The sequence below is a fragment of the Klebsiella quasivariicola genome (assembly GCF_002269255.1).
GTDB classification, from domain to species: Bacteria; Pseudomonadota; Gammaproteobacteria; order Enterobacterales; family Enterobacteriaceae; genus Klebsiella; species Klebsiella quasivariicola.
In genome coordinates, this window is the sequence record NZ_CP022823.1 from 3552118 (window position 1) to 3571354 (window position 19237).

A 19237-nucleotide genomic window follows, 5' to 3' on the forward strand; every position below is an offset into this window, starting at 1 on the left:
TTGGCTGGGCGGTAAAAAAATGCGATAATATAAGACGTTGCTCACTGATACGGGTATGAAATGACTCATTTGCCTAAATTTTCTACGGCGCTGCTGCATCCGCGCTATTGGCTGCTGTGGCTGGGTATCGGCCTGCTGTGGCTGGTTGTCCAACTGCCCTACCCGCTAATCTATCGCCTGGGGAACGCCATCGGCCGGCTGGCCATGCGCTTTATGAAGCGCCGGGCAAAGATCGCCTATCGCAACCTTGAGCTCTGCTTCCCGGAGAAAAGCGAGCAGGAACGCCACCGGATGGTGGTGATGAACTTTGAATCGGTGGGCATGGGACTGATGGAGACGGGGATGGCCTGGTTCTGGCCGGTTCGTCGTATCGCCCGCTGGACCGACACCATCGGCTTTGAGCATATCCGAGATGTGCAGGCGCAGCAGCGCGGTATTCTGCTGATCGGTATTCATTTCCTGACCCTCGAAATGGGTGCGCGAATGTTCGGTATGAACGAGCCGGGAATTGGCGTCTATCGCCCCAACGACAACCCGGTGATCGACTGGCTGCAGACCTGGGGCCGCTTGCGGTCTAACAAGGATATGATTGACCGTAAGGACCTGAAAGGGATGATCCGGGCACTGAAAAAAGGTGAAGTGGTGTGGTACGCACCGGATCACGATTATGGTCCAACCGCCAGCGTCTTTGCTCCGCTGTTTGCCGTTGACCAGGCAGCAACCACCTCCGGTACCTGGATGCTGGCGAAAATGTCTAAAGCCTGCATCGTCCCCTTCGTCCCGCGACGCAAACCGAACGGTAAAGGTTATGAATTGATTATCCTGCCGCCGGAGTGTTCCCCACCGCTGGATGACGCGGAAACCACCGCCGCCTGGATGAATAAGATTGTCGAGCAGTGTATCTTGATGGCCCCGGAACAGTATATGTGGCTCCATCGTCGCTTCAAAACCCGCCCCGAAGGCATGCCCTCCCGCTATTGATCCCCTTTCCCGGCCGCGCATGTGGCCGGGAATGCGCCTGTCGCTCATGCTTTACGCTCTCCTTTAGCTTTAAAAGCTCTCCTCCATTGCGGCATCTATTTCTCAGGCGCATAATTAGCATGCTCATATTTTCTCTTAATTTGACCTGCCGCGCAGGCCAGTGGAACCCTATGTCGTCTGCTGAAACCCCCATTAACTGGAAACAAAACCTGACCGTGACCTGGCTTGGCTGCTTTTTAACTGGCGCCGCCTTCAGCCTGGTCATGCCCTTTCTGCCACTCTACGTCGAACAACTCGGCGTTACCGGGCATAGCGCCCTGAACATGTGGTCCGGGCTGGTCTTTAGTATTACCTTTCTTTTCTCCGCCATCGCCTCGCCATTCTGGGGCGGTCTTGCTGACCGCAAGGGGAGAAAAATCATGCTGCTGCGTTCCGCCCTCGGTATGGCCATTGTGATGATGCTGATGGGAATGGCGCAAAATATCTGGCAATTTTTGCTGCTGCGCGCTTTGCTCGGCCTGCTGGGTGGTTTTATTCCTAACGCCAATGCTCTGATTGCCACGCAGATCCCGCGCCATAAAAGCGGCTGGGCGCTGGGGACGCTGTCGACTGGTGCGGTGAGCGGCGCCCTGCTCGGTCCGTTGGCAGGCGGTTTTCTGGCCGACCACTGGGGACTGCGTACCGTCTTTTTTATGACTGCGGCGGTGCTGTTTATTTGCTTCCTGTTCACTCTATTCTTAATTCGCGAAAATTTTGCCCCGATCGCTAAAAAAGGGATGCTCAGTGCCAGAGATGTTTTTTCCTCGCTACAAAACCCCAAACTGGTGCTCAGCCTGTTTGTCACCTCACTGATCATTCAGGTGGCCACCGGCTCGATCGCGCCGATCCTGACGCTTTACGTACGCGACCTTGCCGGCAACGTCAGTAACATCGCCTTTATCAGCGGGATGATCGCCTCGGTGCCGGGGATTGCCGCGCTGATGAGCGCCCCGCGGCTGGGCAAACTGGGGGATCGTATCGGGCCGGAAAAAATCCTCATCGTGGCGCTGATTATCTCAGTGCTGTTGTTGATCCCGATGTCATTTGTTCATACTCCGCTGCAGTTAGGCATCCTGCGCTTCCTGCTCGGTGCGGCGGACGGTGCGCTGCTGCCAGCGGTGCAAACCCTGCTGGTGTATAACTCCACCAGCCAGATCTCCGGGCGGATCTTCAGCTATAACCAGTCGTTCCGCGATATTGGCAACGTCACCGGACCACTAATTGGCGCGTCAGTTTCCGCTAACTATGGCTTCCGTGCCGTGTTCCTGGTCACCGCAGGGGTGGTGCTGTTTAACGCCATTTATTCAACCCTCAGCCTGCGCCGGCCTGCCACGGATACCTCGCATTCAGTAAATTAACGTCCAGAGGGGCTCTGCCCCTTGACGCCGTGCTAACTGCCTTCTATAGATTGAATCGTGTTCAATTCATATTCTTCTCAGGAGATTCGCTATGCCAAAGGATTCGATGTTCTATGCCACGCTCGAAGAAGCTATTGATGCAGCACGTGAAGAATTTCTCGCCAACAACCCTGACAGCGATGAAGAGAGCGCCAACGTTGAGCAGCTCAATATTCAAAAGTATGTGCTGCAGGATGGCGATATCGCCTGGCAAGCCGAATTTTTTGCTGATGAAGATGAACAAGGCGAATGCCTCCCGATGCTCAGCGGCGAAGCCGCACAGAGTGTTTTCGACGGGGATTATGATGAGATAGAGCTGCGCCAGGAGTGGCTGGAGGAAAATACACTCCATGAATGGGATGAAGGTGAATTCCAGCTCGAACCCTCGCTGGACACCGAAGAGGGGCAGACGGCAGCCGACGAGTGGGACGAGCGTTAATCAGTTATAGGGGCCGTGGCTGGCGTCCAGCGGCAGCAGAAGCGTATCAAAGACCAGGGAGAACGGCAGGTCCAGAATGGTGAGATAGCGCCATGCCGAATCGCGAACATCCCACTGCACGCCCGGGTAATATTGATTGCCATGCCCCTGCCCGGGCACTGTTCGACTGATAATGCTGCCGCAGCCGCTGAGCAGCAGTACTATGGCAATGATCGGTAATATTCGCATTCACAACCTCATGTTGCAGATAAAAAAATACCGGCATCGCTGCCGGTATTTTCCTTTACGTACGGCTTATTTTGTTTTCAACGCCAGCGGGTTAAGCGCCAGCTGCTCATAAGCATTGACCCACGAGGAGTATTTCTCCGGTGCGGCCCACACGCGATAGTGCAGACGCGACATAGTAACCGGATCGCTCAACAGCACCAGTCGACGATCGCGGTTCAGCTTATCCGGCGTTTCATTCAGCGCCTGCTCAACGTGGCGTTCGCGGGCGATCTCGAGGATATGCCCCTGACGGTGGCGCGCGGTGGCCATCGCGGTGGCGAGAGCGTTAAATGACGGGTTGAATACCGCGTGCATAAAGCCATCGTCCAGCGAACGCTGACGGTTCAGCGTCAGATACGCATCGGTATCCTTGAGCACCTGCGGCGGCGAATACTCTTCCGGGATCAGGAACAGCTTCCATCGCTTGGTGCGCAGGCCTACCGTCGCCCGGCTGGAGATCGCCGACACGAACGGCGAGAGGATCAGCGAGACGACGATTGGCGCCAGCCAGAACAGGAAGCGCAGATCCAGCCATGCCATCCCAACCGCCCACACCAGGCCCAGCAGTAGCTGCGAGCCGTGACGCATAAAGGCTTCCCCCCACGGCGTGGAGTCATCATCACGCTGCGGCGAATTCCATACCACTTCCCAGCCAAGGAAGGCGCTAACCACGAAAACGGTGTGGAACAGCATCCGAACCGGCGCCAGCAGGACCGAGAACAGGACTTCCAGCAGCAGGGAAAGTGTCACACGGATAAATCCGCCGTACTCCTTCGGCCCTTTACACCACACCAGAATAATACTCAGCAGCTTCGGCAGGAACAGCAGCACCATGGTCGAGGCAAATAGCGCAATAGCCAATTCCGGACGCCATTGTGGCCACACCGGGAACAGCTGACGCGGCTGCAGGAAGTACTGCGGCTCGGTCAGGGCGTGCACCACCTGTAGCGCTGTCGACAGGGCAAGGAACATAAACCACAGCGGTGCCGACAGATAGGACATCACGCCGGTGAGGAACACCGCCCGGTGAACCGGGTGCATCCCTCGCACGAGGAACAGGCGGAAGTTCATCAGGTTACCCTGGCACCAGCGGCGATCGCGTTTCAGCTCATCCAGCAGGTTCGGCGGCAACTCCTCATAGGAGCCCGGCAGATCGTAGGCGATCCACACGCCCCATCCGGCACGGCGCATCAAGGCCGCTTCGACGAAGTCGTGCGACAGGATCGACCCGGCAAAATTACCCTCGCCTGGCAGCGGCGCCAGCGCACAGTGCTCGATGAAAGGCTTCACGCGGATAATGGCGTTATGACCCCAGTAGTGGGACTCCCCCAGCTGCCAGAAGTGCAGACCCGCCGTAAACAGCGGACCATACACCCGGGTGGCAAACTGCTGGCAACGCGCATACAGCGTGTCCATGCCAGAGGCGCGCGGTGAAGACTGGATGATCCCGGCGTTTGGGTTCGCTTCCATCAGGCGCACCAGGCTGCTCAGACACTCCCCGGTCATCACCGAGTCAGCGTCAAGCACCACCATGTAGCTGTACTGGCTGCCCCAGCGGCGGCAGAAATCATCGATATTGCCGCTCTTACGCTTCACACGACGACGACGACGACGGTAGAAGATCTGCCCTTCGCCCTGCACTTCGGCAATCAGCTCCATCCACGCCTTTTGTTCCGCAACACAGATATCGGGGTTATAGCTGTCGCTGAGGATATAGACGTCGAAATGTGCGGCGTTGCCGGTGGCTTTCACCGATTCCCAGGTCGCCCGCAGCCCGGCGAAAACGCGGTCAACGTCTTCGTTACAGATCGGCATAATAAGCGCCGTACGGTGCGCCGGGTTCAACGGTTCGTCACCGACCGTCGAGGCGGAAATACTGTACTTATCGCGGCCAATCAGTAGCTGCAGGAAACCCATTAACGCGGTCCAGAAGCCGGCGGAAACCCAGCAGAACAGCACCGCAAAGAGGATCAAAATGCCGCTCTGCAAGACGTATGGCAGCAGCTGCATGAAAGAGATCCACAGGTTCTGTCCCACCATGTCGGCCGGGTTAATCAGCGCCCAGCCCTGATAAGGCAGAATGGTTTTCATATACCAGGTGGCCACCACGGTCTGCGACAGCGTCAGCAGCAGCAGGATATAGCGACGAATAGTGCCGACGGTACGCCATTTTTGCTCACTCTCACGCTCTTCTTGCGTCAGACGGGAGAGATAGCGCGGCGTGACATCGCGTCCGCGCAGACGGTCCCAGAAGCGGCCGACCGGGTTGGTACGCCACGGATCCGGGATCATCGAGGAGCGTTTGGCTTTTGGCATCGCATGCAGCTGGGTACGGCCTTCGTCATCCTTCACCAGCTGATCGCCAGCAAGGGAATCCGGCCAGCTGTGCGCCAGACGCGCCTTGACCGACCCCAGCGGAGCGTCATCTTCGCGAGCGAAGGTCCGATGTTCGTCATCCAGGGCCTGATGAACGGCCTGCAGGCTGGTGTCCGGCAGCGCCGATTTCTCGGCGTCCGACAGCGGCAATGCGTCAATGTACTTCGTTATCTTATTCATTGGCAGGCAGCTGATAGCTCCAGGTTTCGCTCAACGTGTCATCACCGTTAACCAGTGCGGCGCGCATTTCCGTCGTTTTCTTCGGATCTTTCACCTTCAAACGCAGGATCATCCGCCAGCCTTTGGTTACCGGGTTATAACGCACGGTATTTTCAACGATTTCGGCATTATCACCGGTGCTCGCCTGCGCGGTGACTGGGGTATCCGCCGGCAGTTTTTTCATATCGGCGCCGGTGAAGTCAACAATGAAGGCAATCGTGCCGTCCGACTGACGGATCAGGTTCGACTGCTTAACGTCGCCGGTAGAGCGGCGGGTCTGCATAACGTAAGCGTTATCCGGCGCATGCAGCTTGTCTTCATCGCGGCTGAAGGTGATGGTGTATTTGAAGTTCATCTCCTTGCCCGGCTCCGGCAGCTGATCCGGCGTCCAGTAAGTCACGATGTTATCGTTCGTTTCATCGTTAGTCGGGATTTCAACCAGCTCGATTTTCCCTTTACCCCAGTCCCCTTTCGGCGTGATCCAGGCACTCGGACGCAGGTCATAACGATCGTCAAGATCTTCGAAACGCGAGAACTGACGGCCGCGCTGCAGCAGACCGAACCCTTGCGGATTTTCCATCGCATAGCTGCTGACGGCCAGATGTTTCGGGTTGTTCAGCGGACGCCAGATCCACTCGCCGTTGCCGGCCAGGATCGACAGCCCGTTGGAATCGTGCAGCGCCGGGCGATAGTTCAGCGCCGGAGAAGGCTGGTTGGAACCAAACAGGAACATGCTGGTTAGCGGCGCCACGCCCAGTTTACCCACTTTGTCGCGCAGATAAACTTTAGACTGAACGTCCACCACGGTGTCACGACCCGGCATGATCACAAAGCGATAAGCGCCAGTTGCGCGCGGCGAATCCAGCAGAGCATAAATGGTCAGACGCTTGTCAGTGGCTTTTGGACGTTCGATCCAGAACTCACGAAAACGCGGGAATTCTTCGCCAGACGGCAGCGCGGTATCAATAGCCAGACCGCGTGCAGACAGACCATAAACCTGACCCTGACCCAGCACGCGGAAGTAGCTGGCACCGAGCATGCTGACGATTTCATCGTTCTTGTCTTTGCTGTTGATCGGATACAGTACTTTGAAACCGGCGAAACCGAGGTCTTTCACCGTGTCTTTATCGTGCTGAACGTTACCGAAGTTAAAATAGTCCGCGTTATATTTAATTTTACGCACGCTGGTGGCGGTCACTTCATTGATGGTGACCGGCGTGTCGAAGTACATACCCTGATGGTAAAATTCAAGCTTGAATGGGGTTTTCTGGTTATTCCAGTAAGCTTTATCGTGATTAAACTGAATTTGCTGGTAGTCCGCGTATTTCATATCGCGGAAAGCGGAGGGCAGGTTACTTTTCGGCGCTTCATAGCCTTTCCCGGCTAATGTCTTGGCCTCTTTTGCAACGTCATCAATGCTAAACGCCCATGCAGATGAAGTACACAGGGACAACATTACGGCTGCGCTTAACCAACGCATTTTCATCATCTGTGGTTTATGTTTCATATAAGTAAGCACTTCCCCCTTTGTGTGCTTAAATCGATCCGATCTATTTTAATGGAAACTCAGGCAATCCGACAACATAATCCCTGCTTTGTTCAGCCCAGCGGCACAGGGAATAAACAGTTCGCTGTCCCGTTTGCACTTTGAGTGCTTATCCTGGAGACAGATACCCCGAGTTCATGTAGGGTTGCTGATAATGTAAACGTTATCATCTTGAGTGATAAGCCGAATTATCTGAGATTATTGTGAATCGTATGAATAATACTCCGGTGCAGCGTGAATATTTCTTCGACAGTATCCGTGCCTGGCTGATGCTGTTGGGGATCCCTTTCCACATTTCGCTGATCTATTCCAGCCATACATGGCATGTCAACAGCGCCGAGCCCTCATGGTGGCTGACGCTTTTTAATGACTTCATTCATGCCTTTCGCATGCAGGTCTTTTTCGTCATTTCGGGCTATTTTTCCTACATGCTTTTCCTGCGCTATCCGCTGAAAAAGTGGTGGAAAGTACGCGTTGAACGGGTCGGTATACCAATGTTAACCGCCATCCCGCTGCTGACGCTGCCGCAGTTTATTATGCTGCAGTATGTCAACGGCAAGGCGGAAAACTGGCATACCCTTTCCGGATACGACAAATTTAATACCCTGGCGTGGGAGCTTATTTCCCACCTGTGGTTTTTACTGGTGCTGGTGGTGCTGACCTCGTTGGGGGTGGTGCTGTTCAAATGGCTGACCCGCCGTCCGGCAGGCGGAGTTCACACCTTTGGTGACACTGTCACTATGGGCCAGCTAACGATGATTTTTCTCGCGCTGGGGGTCTTTTATGCCCTGATCCGCCGGTCGCTGTTCCTGGTTTACCCGCCACTGTTAAGTAATGGTCTGTTTAACTTTGTGGTGATGCAGACACTGTTCTACCTGCCCTTCTTTGTGCTGGGTGCGCAGACCTTTATTAACCCACGTTTAAAGGCGATGTTCACCACCCCGTCACCGTGGTGCTGCGCGGCGGCGCTGCTGGGATTTATCGCCTACCGGCTGAACCAGCAGTACGGGTCCGGCGATGGCTGGATGTATGAAACGGAATCGGTGATCACCATGGTGCTGGGGCTGTGGATGGTCAATGTGGTCTTTTCGCTCGGCCATCGACTGCTGAATTTCCAGTCGGCGCGCGTGACCTATTTCGTCAATGCCTCGCTGTTTATTTACCTGGTGCACCATCCGCTGACGCTATTGTACGGGGCGTGGATCACCCCGGTCATCAAGTCGAATACCTTAGGCTTTATTGGCGGGCTGGTTTTTGTGGTGGGTATCGCACTGATCCTGTATGAAATTCACCTGCGTATTCCGCTGCTGCGTTTCCTGTTCTCTGGTAAACCGATGAACAAACCGGCCAAAACTCCGGCTTCGGCCAGCTAATTTGCAGCGGGTGCGGCACACCAGATGTGCCGCACTGCCTTACTCATCAAACAGTCGTTCGAAGATCATGTTATACAGGGCTTCTAAATCGGCTTTATCTACCGGAGTGGAGGCGCTCAGCTCGCCGCGGTAGGCAGCCCCTTCCGTCAGAACGGCGATCAGCTCTGACGCGGCATTGCGTCGCGCATCGCTGAGCCCGGGATGGTAGCGCTGCGACAGACGCCCTCCCTCTTCTTTCAATCGCCGGTCGGCCTGCACCAGAATCTCGCGCAAGCGCGGGTTACGCGAAGCTTCAGCGTTGATCTCCATCAGCAGATAATTATCGCTTTTGGTCGCCGCCGGGGTTGGGATCCTGCCGGCCAGAACCGCCGCTTTGCGTGCCAGGTTGTGGTTCTCATCGATCATCTCACCGACTCTGGCGTTAACGATTTCACTGACAATCGCTTCAATGATCGCTTCCTTGCTGGCAAAAATGCGATACAGCTGACCGACGCTCAGGCCAGCCTCGCGGGCGATATCGGCAACGGAAGCGCCGTGCAGCCCCTTTTCAGCGAAACATTTTTGCGCAGCGGCAACGATCTCCGCGCGGCGCGCCTGCTGTTTCTGCCGGACTTTTCCTTCTGACACCTGCTCCCTCCTGCTATCCATCATTCCCGTCACTCTCGGCGGTTATCATAGCCTATTCTGCCGAATCAGGGATATGCCGCCAGCAGGCGACGATAGATAGCCGCCGTTTCCTCGTCAAAACAGACGAACAGGACGCGCTCAAGCGGGTTATAGCGAGTGAGAAATGCGGTGACGGTGCGCACGGCTATCTCCGCCGCAGCCTCTTTTGGATAGCCATATACGCCGGTACTTATCGCCGGAAACGCAATAGAGCGATAGTTATTTGCCGAGGCCAGCTGCAGACTATTTTTGTAAGCATCGGCCAAAGTTTGCGCTTCCATCCGGTCGCCGCCGTGCCAGACTGGTCCTACGGTGTGGATCACCGCGCTGGCAGGCAAATTACCCGCGGTGGTAATCACCGCATGACCAGGAGGACATTCGCCCTGCTGCTGCAACACTTGCTTGCAGGCCGCCAGCAGCGCGGGGCCAGCCGCCCGATGGATCGCGCCATCAACTCCGCCCCCGCCCAGCAGCGAGGGATTTGCCGCATTAACAATCACATCGACATCAAGTGTCGTAATATCGCCGAGCATTACCTCAGGTTTAACAGCCATTTCTCCTCCTGTCGGCATCGCGTGTGGATACGACTTTCTGCCGATACTAGGGCATTCGCGTCTCCGGGAGCAAGGTTATCGCTTTGCCCGGTGACGAGAAGATAAAAAAACAGGACCCGTGAGGTCCTGTTTTTTACTCGTCCTGCCGGTCAGGCGTTGTCGTTGGCGAACGATTTATGTTTATCCGCACGGGCCGCCAGCCACAGGCCACTATTCTTCATGGCATATCCAAAGACCAGGCCCAGCGCCAGAGAAGGCACTACCAGTCGCCAGTCACCGTCCGCCGCGAAGGTCGCGCAGGCGCCGATAAAGGTACCCGGGACAAACGACAGCAATGTCTGTCGCGCCTGAATGCACATCAAAAAGGCCACCACACCGGTCATCATATAGCTGAGGATCTGCAGCTGCGGGGCCAGCGCACTACCGTGGATAATCACTAATGCCCAGACCACGCCGCTCATGACCGTGCAGGCCGAAATTGCCAGTCCTTTCAGACCGCCCTGCGGGCAGGCGAAATAGGCCGTACAGCCGAGGAAGCCGGCCCAGCTCAGCAGGCCGAGAGCGACCGCCACCCATCCCCAGATCCCGGAGAGAATGCCCGTCGTTAATGCGATTGCGAAAAGTATGTTCATGACGCGTATCCTAGCAGATACGCGGCTCAAGAATGAGATCTAAAACACAGTATATGAATGATGACTTTTTCAGTTGCATTCAAATAGTGATTTAAATCACATTTTATTGTTCGTCTTCTTCCTGAAGCTCATCCCACATCGCGGCGATGGCATCGCGGGTCAATGGCGCCATGGTGCGCCAGAACGGCGTGTGCGCATGGGCTTCGACTTTCCCCAGCATGGTTCCGCACCAGGGCAGGATATAGTCAGCAAACAGGAGCTCCAGCGTCTCGCTCTGCTCTTCGGTGGCATGATCCTCCAGCCACGAGGCGGCCAGCAGCAGCGATCCAAGATGATCTGCCGGACCTTCCCCCGTCGGGATACCATGTTCACTCAGAAAAGCCCTGACCTCCGCTTCCGAGGAACCCTCCACCCACGCACTACGGTACGGCGACACGCTGCAGGCTTCGCCGACGAACAGGGCATTATAGTCTGTCGCCAGGGACTGCATATCGCAGCTTTTCTGCAGACGCGCCAGCAGCTCGTCCTGCTCAAGCGGCCAGCTGGCGGCCAGTTTGCCCTCACGGATCAGGGTAAACAGCGGCACCAGCAGCGGGTCCTGCGGTTGACGGTAATACAGCGAACCCAGCACGCGGCAGAGGATTGAAAACTCGTTCATTCAGTTATTCCAGTTATACAAATTAAAGGTCAGCAAATTCGGGGATCGCCGGCATGCCCCGCGACTCGAGGAAGTTGAGCAGGCGACGCGGAGAAACGTTGAGGATCCTCTCCTCCGGGAAATCGACTGCATCGAGGATCTTGCGGCATTCGGTAAAATCCCCAAGGGTAAACGCGGTGTGGGAATCCGAGCCCAGCGCCACCCATCCTCCGGCATCACGCACCGCGGCGGCGATAGCCCGGCAGTTATCTTCACTACCCACGCGCGACGAAACGAAAGAGGAGTTGTTGATCTCCAGCGCCACCTGATAGCGAGCTGCCGCTTCGGCAATAGCCGGAATATCCACCGGGAATTTCGGGTTGCCGGGGTGGCTAATCATATGCACTTTACCGCTGGCCATCGCAGCGATCATCGCCTGCGTATGCGTGTCACGATCCTGCGGCGGGAACACTGGCTCATGAAACCCGGCAATGATCAGATCAAGCGAGGTCAACATCGGCCCGGAACAGTCGATCTCGCCTTCGATATTTTTAATATTGGACTCAATACCGCGCAGGATCCCGATACCGTCCACCAGGCGGGGCCAGATGCGCATATTAACGAAGTGCCAGTAGTGCGGGGCATCCGCCATGTCCGGGCCGTGGTCGGTGATGGCGAAGAGTTTGATCCCTTTACGCTTTGCTTGCGCAATATAATCGTGCAATGTGCTATAGGCGTGGGTGCTGGCGACGGTATGCATGTGCAGGTCAACGGGATACATCACATTCTCCTCTTCTGTTTGCCGCAAGAATAGCAAAAATCCGGGCACTTGATTAGCAAAAACCCCGCTGGAGCGGGGTTTGTTTGTCTTAATAACCGCGCTGACGATCGACCTGACCACTCACCGGCTCCCCTCGCTCCAGTCGGCTAATGGTCCCGGCGATATAGGCGATAGCTTCCAGTGGACGTGTCACCGCTGCCACATGGGGGGTCATGGCCACCCGCGGATGTGCCCAGAGCGGGCTATCCTGCGGCAACGGTTCGCGACTGAAGACATCGAGCATCGCTCCTTTGAGCTTACCGCTGTTCAGCGCCGCCAGCAGATCCTCTTCAACGACATGCACGCCGCGGGCAAGATTAAGGACGTAGCTCTCATCCGGCAGCTGCGCCAGCAGCGTCTGGTTAATAATGCCGGCGGTTTCAGCGGTATTCGGCAGCAGGTTGATCAACACGCGAGTGCCCTGCAGGAATTCACCCAGCTCAGCCTGACCAGCGAAGCTCTGCACCTGCGGCCAGGATTTGCGGCTACGACTCCAGACACGAAGCGGAAACCCCCAGGGTTGCAGACTTTCCGCAACCTTCGCCCCCAGCACCCCGGCGCCCATAATCCCGACGGTGAATTCGTCAGCGCGGTACTCGGGCAACGGCTGCCAGCGGGAAGCCAGCTTCAGCGCCTGATAGTCATCAAAACGGCGGAACCAGTGCAGCACCTGGCTTACCGCATACTCCTGCATCTGGCGCCCCATGCCGGTATCTTCGAGACGAAACAGCGGAATCGACAACGGCAGCATATCCGGATGGTCGCGCAGCTTACTGAGGATAGAATCCACCCCTGCCCCAAGGGCGAACACGGCCTTCAGCGACCTGCCCTGCAACATTTCCACCGGAGGATGCCAGGCCAGTGCATAGTCCGCCGGCTGGTTATCGCCCGCTTTCCACTCGCGCACCCGCGCGCCGGGTAACTGCTTTTCCAGCTCATGGATCCAGTATTGGGTATCAAAGGTCGGATGGTAAAAAAGAATCTCCATAGGGGCTCCTGATAGCAGACGCCCAGGGCAGGTTAGCGCTGGCGTCTTGTTTTACTCATTGTTTTCTATTGGTTTGCCAGCATAACAAAATTATCCCGAGCGAAAAGGGAAAAGGGACTGGCGACAAAAAAAACGGATTTCGCGCGTTTAAGGAGCAAGTTGCTCGAAGTTTGTCTAAACGCGCTTTTTTTGCAAAAAGTTGATTGACGGGCGATACGTATTTCCCTACATTAGCGCCCGTTCCCGATAACAACGGGAAAGACAATATGGTGAGGTGTCCGAGTGGCTGAAGGAGCACGCCTGGAAAGTGTGTATACGGCAACGTATCGGGGGTTCGAATCCCCCCCTCACCGCCATATTTTAAGAAGAGCTCGTACGCAAGTACGGGCTTTTTTTTCGCATGTGGCACCCGCCGGGGGGGATGAGAACCCCCGACCGGGGTTCGACAACTGGCAACGCCAGTTGGACAGACCGCGAGCCTGCGAGCGGGCTGCCCCGCAGGGGCGAGCGAAGCGAGTCAATCCCCCCCTCACCGCCATATTCGAGATGAGAGCCTGTACGAAAGTACGGGCTCTTTTCACATGTGAGTTCCGACAAAAAACCGCTACCCCCCATCAATCCTCCTCCATCCGCTGATACTCTTCGCTGAGATAGTCCACCAGCGCCCTGACAGAGGGCAACAGCCCGCGCCGAGAAGCAAATACCGCGTGAATCACTTCCCGCCGCGGCTGCCACTCATCCAGCACTACCTCTAATTCTCCTGACGCCAGCTGATCGCGCACCATTAATAAAGGAAGCTGCACCACGCCTACGCCGGCCATCGCCGCCTCGCGCAGCGCCAGCATATCGGTGGTGACCATTCGCGGCGTAAAGAACACTTCCGCTCTTGCCCCCTCCGGCCCGGTGAGCTGCCATTTATGTTGATGCTTGTTCGCCCCCAGGCTGAGCCCCGGCCAGACGCTCAGCTCAGACGGCGCCTGCGGACGTCCGAGCCGGGAAATGAGATCCGGGCTGGCCACCAGCCGGTGCCCGCGGTCCGCCAGCACGCGCATCACCAGGTCGCTATCCTCGATGGGCCGGGGACGGACGCGGATCGCCACATCAATGCCCTCCCCGACTACATCCACCCGGCGGTTGGTCGCCTCAAGATGCAGCGTTACCCCGGGATAGCGCGCCATAAATCGTGCCAGCATCGGACCGATATGGACATGCAGCAAGGTGACCGGACAGGTGATCCTCACGCTGCCGCGCGGCTCGGCGCGCAGCGTCTCGACCGCCTGCTGCGCCGCCTCGGCCTCTATCAGCATCGCTTTGCAATGCTGATAAAAGGTCTGCCCAACCTCGGTGACCGCAAACTGGCGGGTGGTTCGCTGAATCAAACGCACGCCCAACCGCTCCTCGAGTTGCGCAATGCGACGGCTGAGCTTGGATTTCGGCTGGTCAAGCGCTCGCCCCGCCGCGGCGAAACCGCCATGGTCTACCACCTGGACAAACCAGGCGAAGTCATTGAGATCCTGCATCCTTCCTCCATTGTTCCATTTTTGGAACAGTATAGGTCATTTTTGCTCACTACCGCACACGTCGTCCCGGATATAAGCTTATTCACATCAGATACCGACACACAGGAGAAAGCCATGAAACAGATTACAGGAGTCTACACCGCGCCTGCGCAGCATTGGGTAGGCGACGGCTTCCCGGTTCGCTCGATGTTTTCCTATCAGACGCACGGCCAGCAGCTGAGTCCCTTCTTACTGCTTGACTATGCCGGGCCGTACACCTTCCCGGCGGGCAGCGAGAAACGCGGCGTCGGTGAGCATCCGCATCGCGGATTCGAAACCGTCACCATCGTTTACGCCGGAGAAGTAGAGCATCGCGACTCCACCGGACGCGGCGGGGTGATTGGCCCGGGCGACGTGCAGTGGATGACGGCGGGCGCCGGGATCCTGCATGAAGAGTTCCACTCGGAAGCCTTCACCCGCAGCGGCGGCGAGCTGAAGATGATCCAGCTGTGGGTCAACCTGCCCGCCAAAGACAAAATGACGGCCCCCGGCTACCAGAGCATTACCGCCGGGACGATCCCCACCGTCGCGCTGGCGAACGGCGCCGGACAGGTTCGGGTGATTGCCGGCCAGTATGACGACGTCAGCGGCCCGGCCCATACCTTCTCACCGCTTAACGTGTGGGATCTACAGCTGAATCAGGGGCACGACCTCACGCTGCGCCAGCCGGAAGGATGGAGTACCGCGCTGGTTGTGCTGGAAGGGGAAGTGATCATTAACGGTTCCGAGTCCGCCCGCGAAGGCCAGTTGGCCGTCCTGAGCCAGACAGGAGACGCCCTGCATCTGGAGGCGACAGCCCAGGCAAAAGTTCTGCTGATGGCCGGTGAACCGCTACAGGAGCCGATTGTGGGCTATGGCCCCTTTGTCATGAATAACAAAACCCAAATCGCAGAAGCCGTTCGCGATTTTAACAGCGGCCGCTTTGGCCAAATCTAACTGATTGAGGTGAATACTATGTCTACTCCCGCTAACTTTAACGGTGCTCGTCCGGTGATTGATGTTAACGATACCGCAATGCTGTTGATTGACCATCAGAGCGGTCTGTTCCAGACCGTCGGCGATATGCCGATGCCAGAGCTGCGCGCTCGCGCCGCCGCGCTGGCCAAGATGGCGTCACTTGCCGGGATCCCGGTGATCACGACCGCCTCGGTGCCGCAGGGGCCGAACGGTCCGCTGATCCCGGAGATTCACGAGAACGCGCCGCATGCGAAATACATCGCCCGTAAAGGCGAGATCAACGCCTGGGATAACCCGGAATTCGTCGCCGCGGTAAAAGCGACTGGCCGTAAAACGCTAATTATCGCCGGGACTATCACCAGCGTCTGCATGGCCTTCCCGGCGATTGCCGCCGTCGCCGATGGCTATAAGGTGTTTGCCGTAATCGATGCCTCCGGCACCTACAGCAAAATGGCGCAGGAGATTACCCTGGCTCGCGTGGTACAGGCCGGTGTGGTGCCAATGGACACCGCCGCCGTCGCCTCTGAGCTGCAGCGCACCTGGAATCGCCCGGACGCCGCAGAATGGGCTGAGGTGTACACCAAAGTCTTCCCGGCCTACCAGCTGCTGATTGAAAGCTACAGCAAAGCGCAGGACGTGGTGAAGAATAACGAACAGCTGGATTCCCAGCGCTAAAACGCCCGCCCCGCTGCGCCGCAGCGGGGCATTGTTCAATGCGTGAGCGAACGGTAAAGAAAGAATAAAATATGCTTGACCGTTTTAACGCAACTCCCTATAGTAGCGCCCCGTTGCCCACCCAAGGTGAGCAGCAAGACAATATGGTGAGGTGTCCGAGTGGCTGAAGGAGCACGCCTGGAAAGTGTGTATACGGCAACGTATCGGGGGTTCGAATCCCCCCCTCACCGCCATATTTTAAGAAGAGCTCGTACGAAAGTACGGGCTTTTTTTTCGCATGTAGCACCCGCCGGGGGGATGAGAACCCCCGACCGGGGTTCGACAACTGGCAACGCCAGTTGGACAGACCGCGAGCCTGCGAGCGGGCTGCCCCGCAGGGGCGAGCGAAGCGAGTCAATCCCCCCCTCACCGCCATATTTTAAGAAGAGCTCGTACGAAAGTACGGGCTTTTTTTTCGCATGTAGCACCCGCCGGGAGAATGCCCCAAAAAACAAAGCCCGGGCTAGCCCGGGCCTTGCTCACAGTATGACGATCAATAATAGGCTTTCAGCGTCCGCTGGCAGAGGGCCGAGCGCACGCAGTCATCGGTGGTGAAACGCACGATGCCGATCATCTCGTCTTCCTCAAAACGCGCCAGCGCATCGCTCAGGCCAGATCTCACGCCAGAGGGCAAGTCGCACTGGGTGATATCGCCATTGACGATAACCGTCACGTTCTCCCCGAGGCGGGTTAAAAACATCTTCATTTGCGCTGCGGTCACGTTCTGGGCCTCGTCCAGGATCACCACCGCATTTTCAAAGGTACGTCCGCGCATATAGGCGAACGGCGCGATTTCCACCTTGCCGATTTCCGGACGCAGGCAGTACTGCATAAAGGAAGCCCCCAGCCTTTTCACCAGCACGTCGTAAACCGGTCGGAAATAGGGAGCGAACTTCTCGGCGATATCTCCCGGTAAGAAGCCGAGATCTTCGTCGGCCTGCAGAACGGGACGGGTAACAATAATTCTGTCCACATCCTTATGGATCAGAGCTTCAGCTGCCTTCGCCGCACTGATCCAGGTCTTGCCGCATCCGGCTTCGCCGGTGGCGAAAATCAGCTGTTTATTGTCGATGGCATTCAGATAATGCGCCTGAGCCTCATTGCGCGCCTCAATTGGGGAAGTATCACGGCTGTCCCGCGCCATGCCAATTGCTTCTACGCCACTCATTTGCACAAGCGATGTGACCGATTCTTCTTCACGCTGCTTATGGCTGCGTGAATCCCGTCTCAGCACACGTTTTGCTTCACGACGAGCTTTGATCACTGCTTTTTGTCTTCCCATGGATAGCACCTTGCGTTGTTGGTTTACATCACACGCGTCAACATCGACGCGACTATGCGCACGAACGATTGAGGTTTGGCTTCCTTGTAAGCCATTGCTTGCCGGTAGAACTGACAACGAGTCGCGGCTACGCGCACCGCGTACCCTGCCAAGGTGGTAATAATTCGAAGCGGAGAGAGAAAGAGTAAGAAAATCGCTGCCGGAAGCGGAGCTTCCGTGCTGAAGAGTACGGTCTGTGGTTTTACGTTGTCCGGTACGGGACCTTACCATTCGCGATCTCCATAGTGAAACGTCACACTGCCGGGAACTACCGCGTATGTAATAAGTACATCAAAAAAGATTCTTAATGCAACTTATTTTTCACAATGACGCAACAAATAGTTCTTAAGCAAGTGTAGGAGACTATCGGTCATTTGTATTACAGAAATATAACACATGGCAGGAAATATAAGAAAAAAGAGAAAAACAGCAGAAAACGCCCTGCCCTTACGGACAGGGTCGGTATCAGGCCTGCAGTAGCGACTGTCCCAAATAGTGTTTTTCATCCACTACGCCGGGTAAAACAAAGAAGTAGCCCCCGCCGATGGGTTTGACGTACTCCTCCAGCGCCTCGCCGTTAAGCCGTTTCTGCACCGTCAGAAACCCCTTTTCCAGATCGTGCTGATAGCAAACGAATAACAGCCCCATATCCAGTTGTCCGGCATTAGTGACTCCCAGCGAATAGCTGTAGCCGCGGCGCATCATCAGGCTGGACTGGGTTTCCGGCGTGCGGGGATTGGCCAGACGAATATGGCTATCCAGCGCAATGACTTCGCCGTTAGGATCTTTACTGTAATCGGGGGTATCGTGTTCGTTTTTCATCCCCAGCGGCGCACCGCTGTGTTTGTCGCGGCCAAAGATGGTCTGCTGCTCTTTGAGCGGCGTCCGGTCCCAGAACTCGACGTGAAACTGGATGATGCGCGCCGCCTGATAGCTGCCGCCCACGGTCCAGGCCGGCTCGTCCTGATCGGCTGTCACCCACACGACGTTATCCATCAGCGCGCTGTCGTCGCTCGCCGGGTTAGCAGTACCATCTTTAAAACCCAGCAGATTGATGGGAGTCTCTTTGCCTTTACTGCGCGCCGCGCTGTCGGAGATAAACCCTTCCCGCTTCCAGCGCACGCTCAGCAGATCCGGCGTATGTTTGATGACATCACGCAGGGCATGGATCACCGTATCCTGGGTATTGGCGCAGATCTGCAGCAGCAGGTCGCCATGGCACAGGGCGGCATCCAGCGAATCGTTGGGGAAGCGGGTCATCGGCTGCAGCTTTTTCGGCGCTTTATCCGCCAGGCCAAAACGCTCATCAAACAGCGAATGGCCGACCGAGACGGTCATGGTCAGGTTATCCGGGGCAATCCACGGCCCCAGGATGCCGGAATCCATCGGCGGCAGCCGCGGATTGGGTGTGTCCGGCGCCGGGCCGCCCTGGGTTAAAAAGGCGATACGCTGGGTCAGCAGTCGAAACAGACGCTCGAGGTCGGCTTTATCGGCCGCCAGCACATCGAAGGCCACCAGCATCATCGAAGCCTGCTGCGGCGTCAGAATGCCCGCCTGATGCCGGCCATAGAATGGCTGCTTTTCCTGGCGCGCGTCGGGTGTGAGCGTCCCCGGAGAACTTTCCGCTTTTGCCGCATGCGCTACCGGGCAGCCGCCGGTGATGGCCAGCGCGCCGCCAAGCGCGCCGATCCCTTTCAGTAAGCGACGACGTGACGGCTCGTTCACGTCGTGGGGTTTCTGCTGTGCCATCGA

General features: G+C 56.9%; 18 protein-coding genes and 2 tRNA genes. 8 read left to right on the plus strand and 12 right to left on the minus strand.

Features of this window, described 5'->3' with window-relative positions; translation table 11 throughout:
- The first annotated feature begins 60 nt into the window (after window positions 1-60).
- From B8P98_RS17910 to B8P98_RS17925, 3 genes are all read left to right on the plus strand, one after another.
- Window positions 61-981: a Kdo(2)-lipid IV(A) acyltransferase gene (locus tag B8P98_RS17910; protein WP_025713917.1), complete on the plus strand. Its 921-nt coding sequence runs from the start codon at window positions 61-63 to the stop codon at window positions 979-981.
- Window positions 982-1151: 170 nt separating this feature from the next.
- On the plus strand, window positions 1152-2378 hold the full coding sequence (gene mdtG, locus B8P98_RS17920) for a multidrug efflux MFS transporter MdtG (protein WP_095033281.1): 1227 nt from the start codon (window positions 1152-1154) through the stop codon (window positions 2376-2378).
- A 91-nt stretch (window positions 2379-2469) separates the two neighbouring features.
- A complete protein-coding gene (locus tag B8P98_RS17925; RefSeq protein WP_012542251.1) occupies window positions 2470-2856 on the plus strand; it encodes a MysB family protein in 387 nt (128 codons plus the stop codon).
- Here B8P98_RS17925 and B8P98_RS17930 read toward each other — a convergent pair whose 3' ends face one another.
- From B8P98_RS17930 to mdoG, 3 genes are all read right to left on the minus strand, one after another.
- Window positions 2857-3084: a YceK/YidQ family lipoprotein gene (locus B8P98_RS17930; protein ID WP_025713915.1), complete on the minus strand. Its 228-nt coding sequence runs from the start codon at window positions 3082-3084 to the stop codon at window positions 2857-2859.
- A 66-nt stretch (window positions 3085-3150) separates the two neighbouring features.
- Window positions 3151-5679 carry a glucans biosynthesis glucosyltransferase MdoH gene (gene mdoH / locus B8P98_RS17935; RefSeq protein ID WP_025713914.1) on the minus strand — a complete coding sequence of 843 codons (2529 nt, stop codon included), beginning with the start codon at window positions 5677-5679 and terminating at the stop codon, window positions 3151-3153.
- Window positions 5672-7225 (minus strand): glucans biosynthesis protein MdoG, encoded by a 1554-nt coding sequence (gene mdoG, locus B8P98_RS17940; RefSeq protein ID WP_025713913.1) that lies wholly within the window; start codon window positions 7223-7225, stop codon window positions 5672-5674. The genes mdoH and mdoG overlap by 8 nt, the downstream gene beginning before the upstream one ends.
- Window positions 7226-7476: 251 nt before the next feature.
- On the opposite strand from mdoG, the gene mdoC reads away from it, so the two are divergent.
- A complete protein-coding gene (gene mdoC, locus B8P98_RS17945) occupies window positions 7477-8637 on the plus strand; it encodes a glucans biosynthesis protein MdoC (protein ID WP_025713912.1) in 1161 nt (386 codons plus the stop codon).
- A gap of 39 nt (window positions 8638-8676) precedes the next feature.
- Here mdoC and B8P98_RS17950 read toward each other — a convergent pair whose 3' ends face one another.
- The 6 genes from B8P98_RS17950 to ghrA all read right to left on the minus strand — a co-directional run bounded on the left by B8P98_RS17950 (window position 8677) and on the right by ghrA (window position 12934).
- Window positions 8677-9264, minus strand: a complete 588-nt coding sequence (locus tag B8P98_RS17950; RefSeq protein ID WP_025713911.1) for a TetR/AcrR family transcriptional regulator — start codon at window positions 9262-9264, stop codon at window positions 8677-8679.
- Between the two features lie 65 nt (window positions 9265-9329).
- Entirely contained in the window at window positions 9330-9857 is a 528-nt protein-coding gene (gene ymdB, locus B8P98_RS17955; RefSeq protein ID WP_025713910.1) for an O-acetyl-ADP-ribose deacetylase, read from the minus strand.
- A 149-nt stretch (window positions 9858-10006) separates the two neighbouring features.
- Window positions 10007-10489: a DUF1097 domain-containing protein gene (locus B8P98_RS17960; protein ID WP_025714731.1), complete on the minus strand. Its 483-nt coding sequence runs from the start codon at window positions 10487-10489 to the stop codon at window positions 10007-10009.
- Window positions 10490-10592: 103 nt separating this feature from the next.
- Window positions 10593-11147 (minus strand): TorD/DmsD family molecular chaperone, encoded by a 555-nt coding sequence (locus B8P98_RS17965; protein WP_025714730.1) that lies wholly within the window; start codon window positions 11145-11147, stop codon window positions 10593-10595.
- A 22-nt stretch (window positions 11148-11169) separates the two neighbouring features.
- A complete protein-coding gene (locus tag B8P98_RS17970) occupies window positions 11170-11907 on the minus strand; it encodes a phosphatase (protein ID WP_025714729.1) in 738 nt (245 codons plus the stop codon).
- Between the two features lie 88 nt (window positions 11908-11995).
- On the minus strand, window positions 11996-12934 hold the full coding sequence (gene ghrA / locus B8P98_RS17975; protein WP_025714728.1) for a glyoxylate/hydroxypyruvate reductase GhrA: 939 nt from the start codon (window positions 12932-12934) through the stop codon (window positions 11996-11998).
- Between the two features lie 268 nt (window positions 12935-13202).
- On the opposite strand from ghrA, the gene B8P98_RS17980 reads away from it, so the two are divergent.
- A tRNA-Ser gene (locus tag B8P98_RS17980) sits at window positions 13203-13290 on the plus strand.
- Window positions 13291-13548: 258 nt separating this feature from the next.
- Here the strand turns inward: B8P98_RS17980 and B8P98_RS17985 are convergent.
- A complete protein-coding gene (locus tag B8P98_RS17985) occupies window positions 13549-14454 on the minus strand; it encodes a LysR family transcriptional regulator (protein ID WP_025714502.1) in 906 nt (301 codons plus the stop codon).
- A gap of 114 nt (window positions 14455-14568) precedes the next feature.
- Between B8P98_RS17985 and B8P98_RS17990 the strand changes: the two genes are divergently transcribed.
- From B8P98_RS17990 to B8P98_RS18000, 3 genes are all read left to right on the plus strand, one after another.
- Complete coding sequence (locus B8P98_RS17990) at window positions 14569-15429, plus strand: pirin family protein (protein ID WP_025714501.1); 861 nt, start codon at window positions 14569-14571, stop codon at window positions 15427-15429.
- 18 nt (window positions 15430-15447) lie between these two features.
- Window positions 15448-16125 (plus strand): isochorismatase family protein, encoded by a 678-nt coding sequence (locus tag B8P98_RS17995; RefSeq protein WP_002898927.1) that lies wholly within the window; start codon window positions 15448-15450, stop codon window positions 16123-16125.
- Between the two features lie 145 nt (window positions 16126-16270).
- Window positions 16271-16358: transfer RNA gene (locus B8P98_RS18000), tRNA-Ser, on the plus strand.
- Window positions 16359-16657: 299 nt separating this feature from the next.
- Here the strand turns inward: B8P98_RS18000 and phoH are convergent.
- Both phoH and efeB read right to left on the minus strand, forming a co-directional pair.
- Window positions 16658-17446, minus strand: a complete 789-nt coding sequence (gene phoH, locus B8P98_RS18005) for a phosphate starvation-inducible protein PhoH (protein WP_002898923.1) — start codon at window positions 17444-17446, stop codon at window positions 16658-16660.
- Between the two features lie 504 nt (window positions 17447-17950).
- Window positions 17951-19234 carry an iron uptake transporter deferrochelatase/peroxidase subunit gene (gene efeB / locus B8P98_RS18010; protein WP_025714500.1) on the minus strand — a complete coding sequence of 428 codons (1284 nt, stop codon included), beginning with the start codon at window positions 19232-19234 and terminating at the stop codon, window positions 17951-17953.
- Window positions 19235-19237 lie beyond the last annotated feature (3 nt).

What these genes read in the sequence shown, in the direction of transcription:
- B8P98_RS17910 (WP_025713917.1), top strand. Translation starts at nt 61, where the DNA reads ATGACTCATTTGCCTAAATTTTCTACGGCGCTGCTGCATCCGCGCTAT.
- mdtG (WP_095033281.1), top strand. Translation starts at nt 1,152, where the DNA reads ATGTCGTCTGCTGAAACCCCCATTAACTGGAAACAAAACCTGACCGTG.
- B8P98_RS17925 (WP_012542251.1), top strand. Translation starts at nt 2,470, where the DNA reads ATGCCAAAGGATTCGATGTTCTATGCCACGCTCGAAGAAGCTATTGAT.
- B8P98_RS17930 (WP_025713915.1), bottom strand. Translation starts at nt 3,084, where the DNA reads ATGCGAATATTACCGATCATTGCCATAGTACTGCTGCTCAGCGGCTGC.
- mdoH (WP_025713914.1), bottom strand. Translation starts at nt 5,679, where the DNA reads ATGAATAAGATAACGAAGTACATTGACGCATTGCCGCTGTCGGACGCC.
- mdoG (WP_025713913.1), bottom strand. Translation starts at nt 7,225, where the DNA reads ATGAAACATAAACCACAGATGATGAAAATGCGTTGGTTAAGCGCAGCC.
- mdoC (WP_025713912.1), top strand. Translation starts at nt 7,477, where the DNA reads ATGAATAATACTCCGGTGCAGCGTGAATATTTCTTCGACAGTATCCGT.
- ymdB (WP_025713910.1), bottom strand. Translation starts at nt 9,857, where the DNA reads ATGGCTGTTAAACCTGAGGTAATGCTCGGCGATATTACGACACTTGAT.
- B8P98_RS17960 (WP_025714731.1), bottom strand. Translation starts at nt 10,489, where the DNA reads ATGAACATACTTTTCGCAATCGCATTAACGACGGGCATTCTCTCCGGG.
- B8P98_RS17965 (WP_025714730.1), bottom strand. Translation starts at nt 11,147, where the DNA reads ATGAACGAGTTTTCAATCCTCTGCCGCGTGCTGGGTTCGCTGTATTAC.
- B8P98_RS17970 (WP_025714729.1), bottom strand. Translation starts at nt 11,907, where the DNA reads ATGTATCCCGTTGACCTGCACATGCATACCGTCGCCAGCACCCACGCC.
- ghrA (WP_025714728.1), bottom strand. Translation starts at nt 12,934, where the DNA reads ATGGAGATTCTTTTTTACCATCCGACCTTTGATACCCAATACTGGATC.
- B8P98_RS17985 (WP_025714502.1), bottom strand. Translation starts at nt 14,454, where the DNA reads ATGCAGGATCTCAATGACTTCGCCTGGTTTGTCCAGGTGGTAGACCAT.
- B8P98_RS17990 (WP_025714501.1), top strand. Translation starts at nt 14,569, where the DNA reads ATGAAACAGATTACAGGAGTCTACACCGCGCCTGCGCAGCATTGGGTA.
- B8P98_RS17995 (WP_002898927.1), top strand. Translation starts at nt 15,448, where the DNA reads ATGTCTACTCCCGCTAACTTTAACGGTGCTCGTCCGGTGATTGATGTT.
- phoH (WP_002898923.1), bottom strand. Translation starts at nt 17,446, where the DNA reads ATGGGAAGACAAAAAGCAGTGATCAAAGCTCGTCGTGAAGCAAAACGT.
- efeB (WP_025714500.1), bottom strand. Translation starts at nt 19,234, where the DNA reads ATGGCACAGCAGAAACCCCACGACGTGAACGAGCCGTCACGTCGTCGC.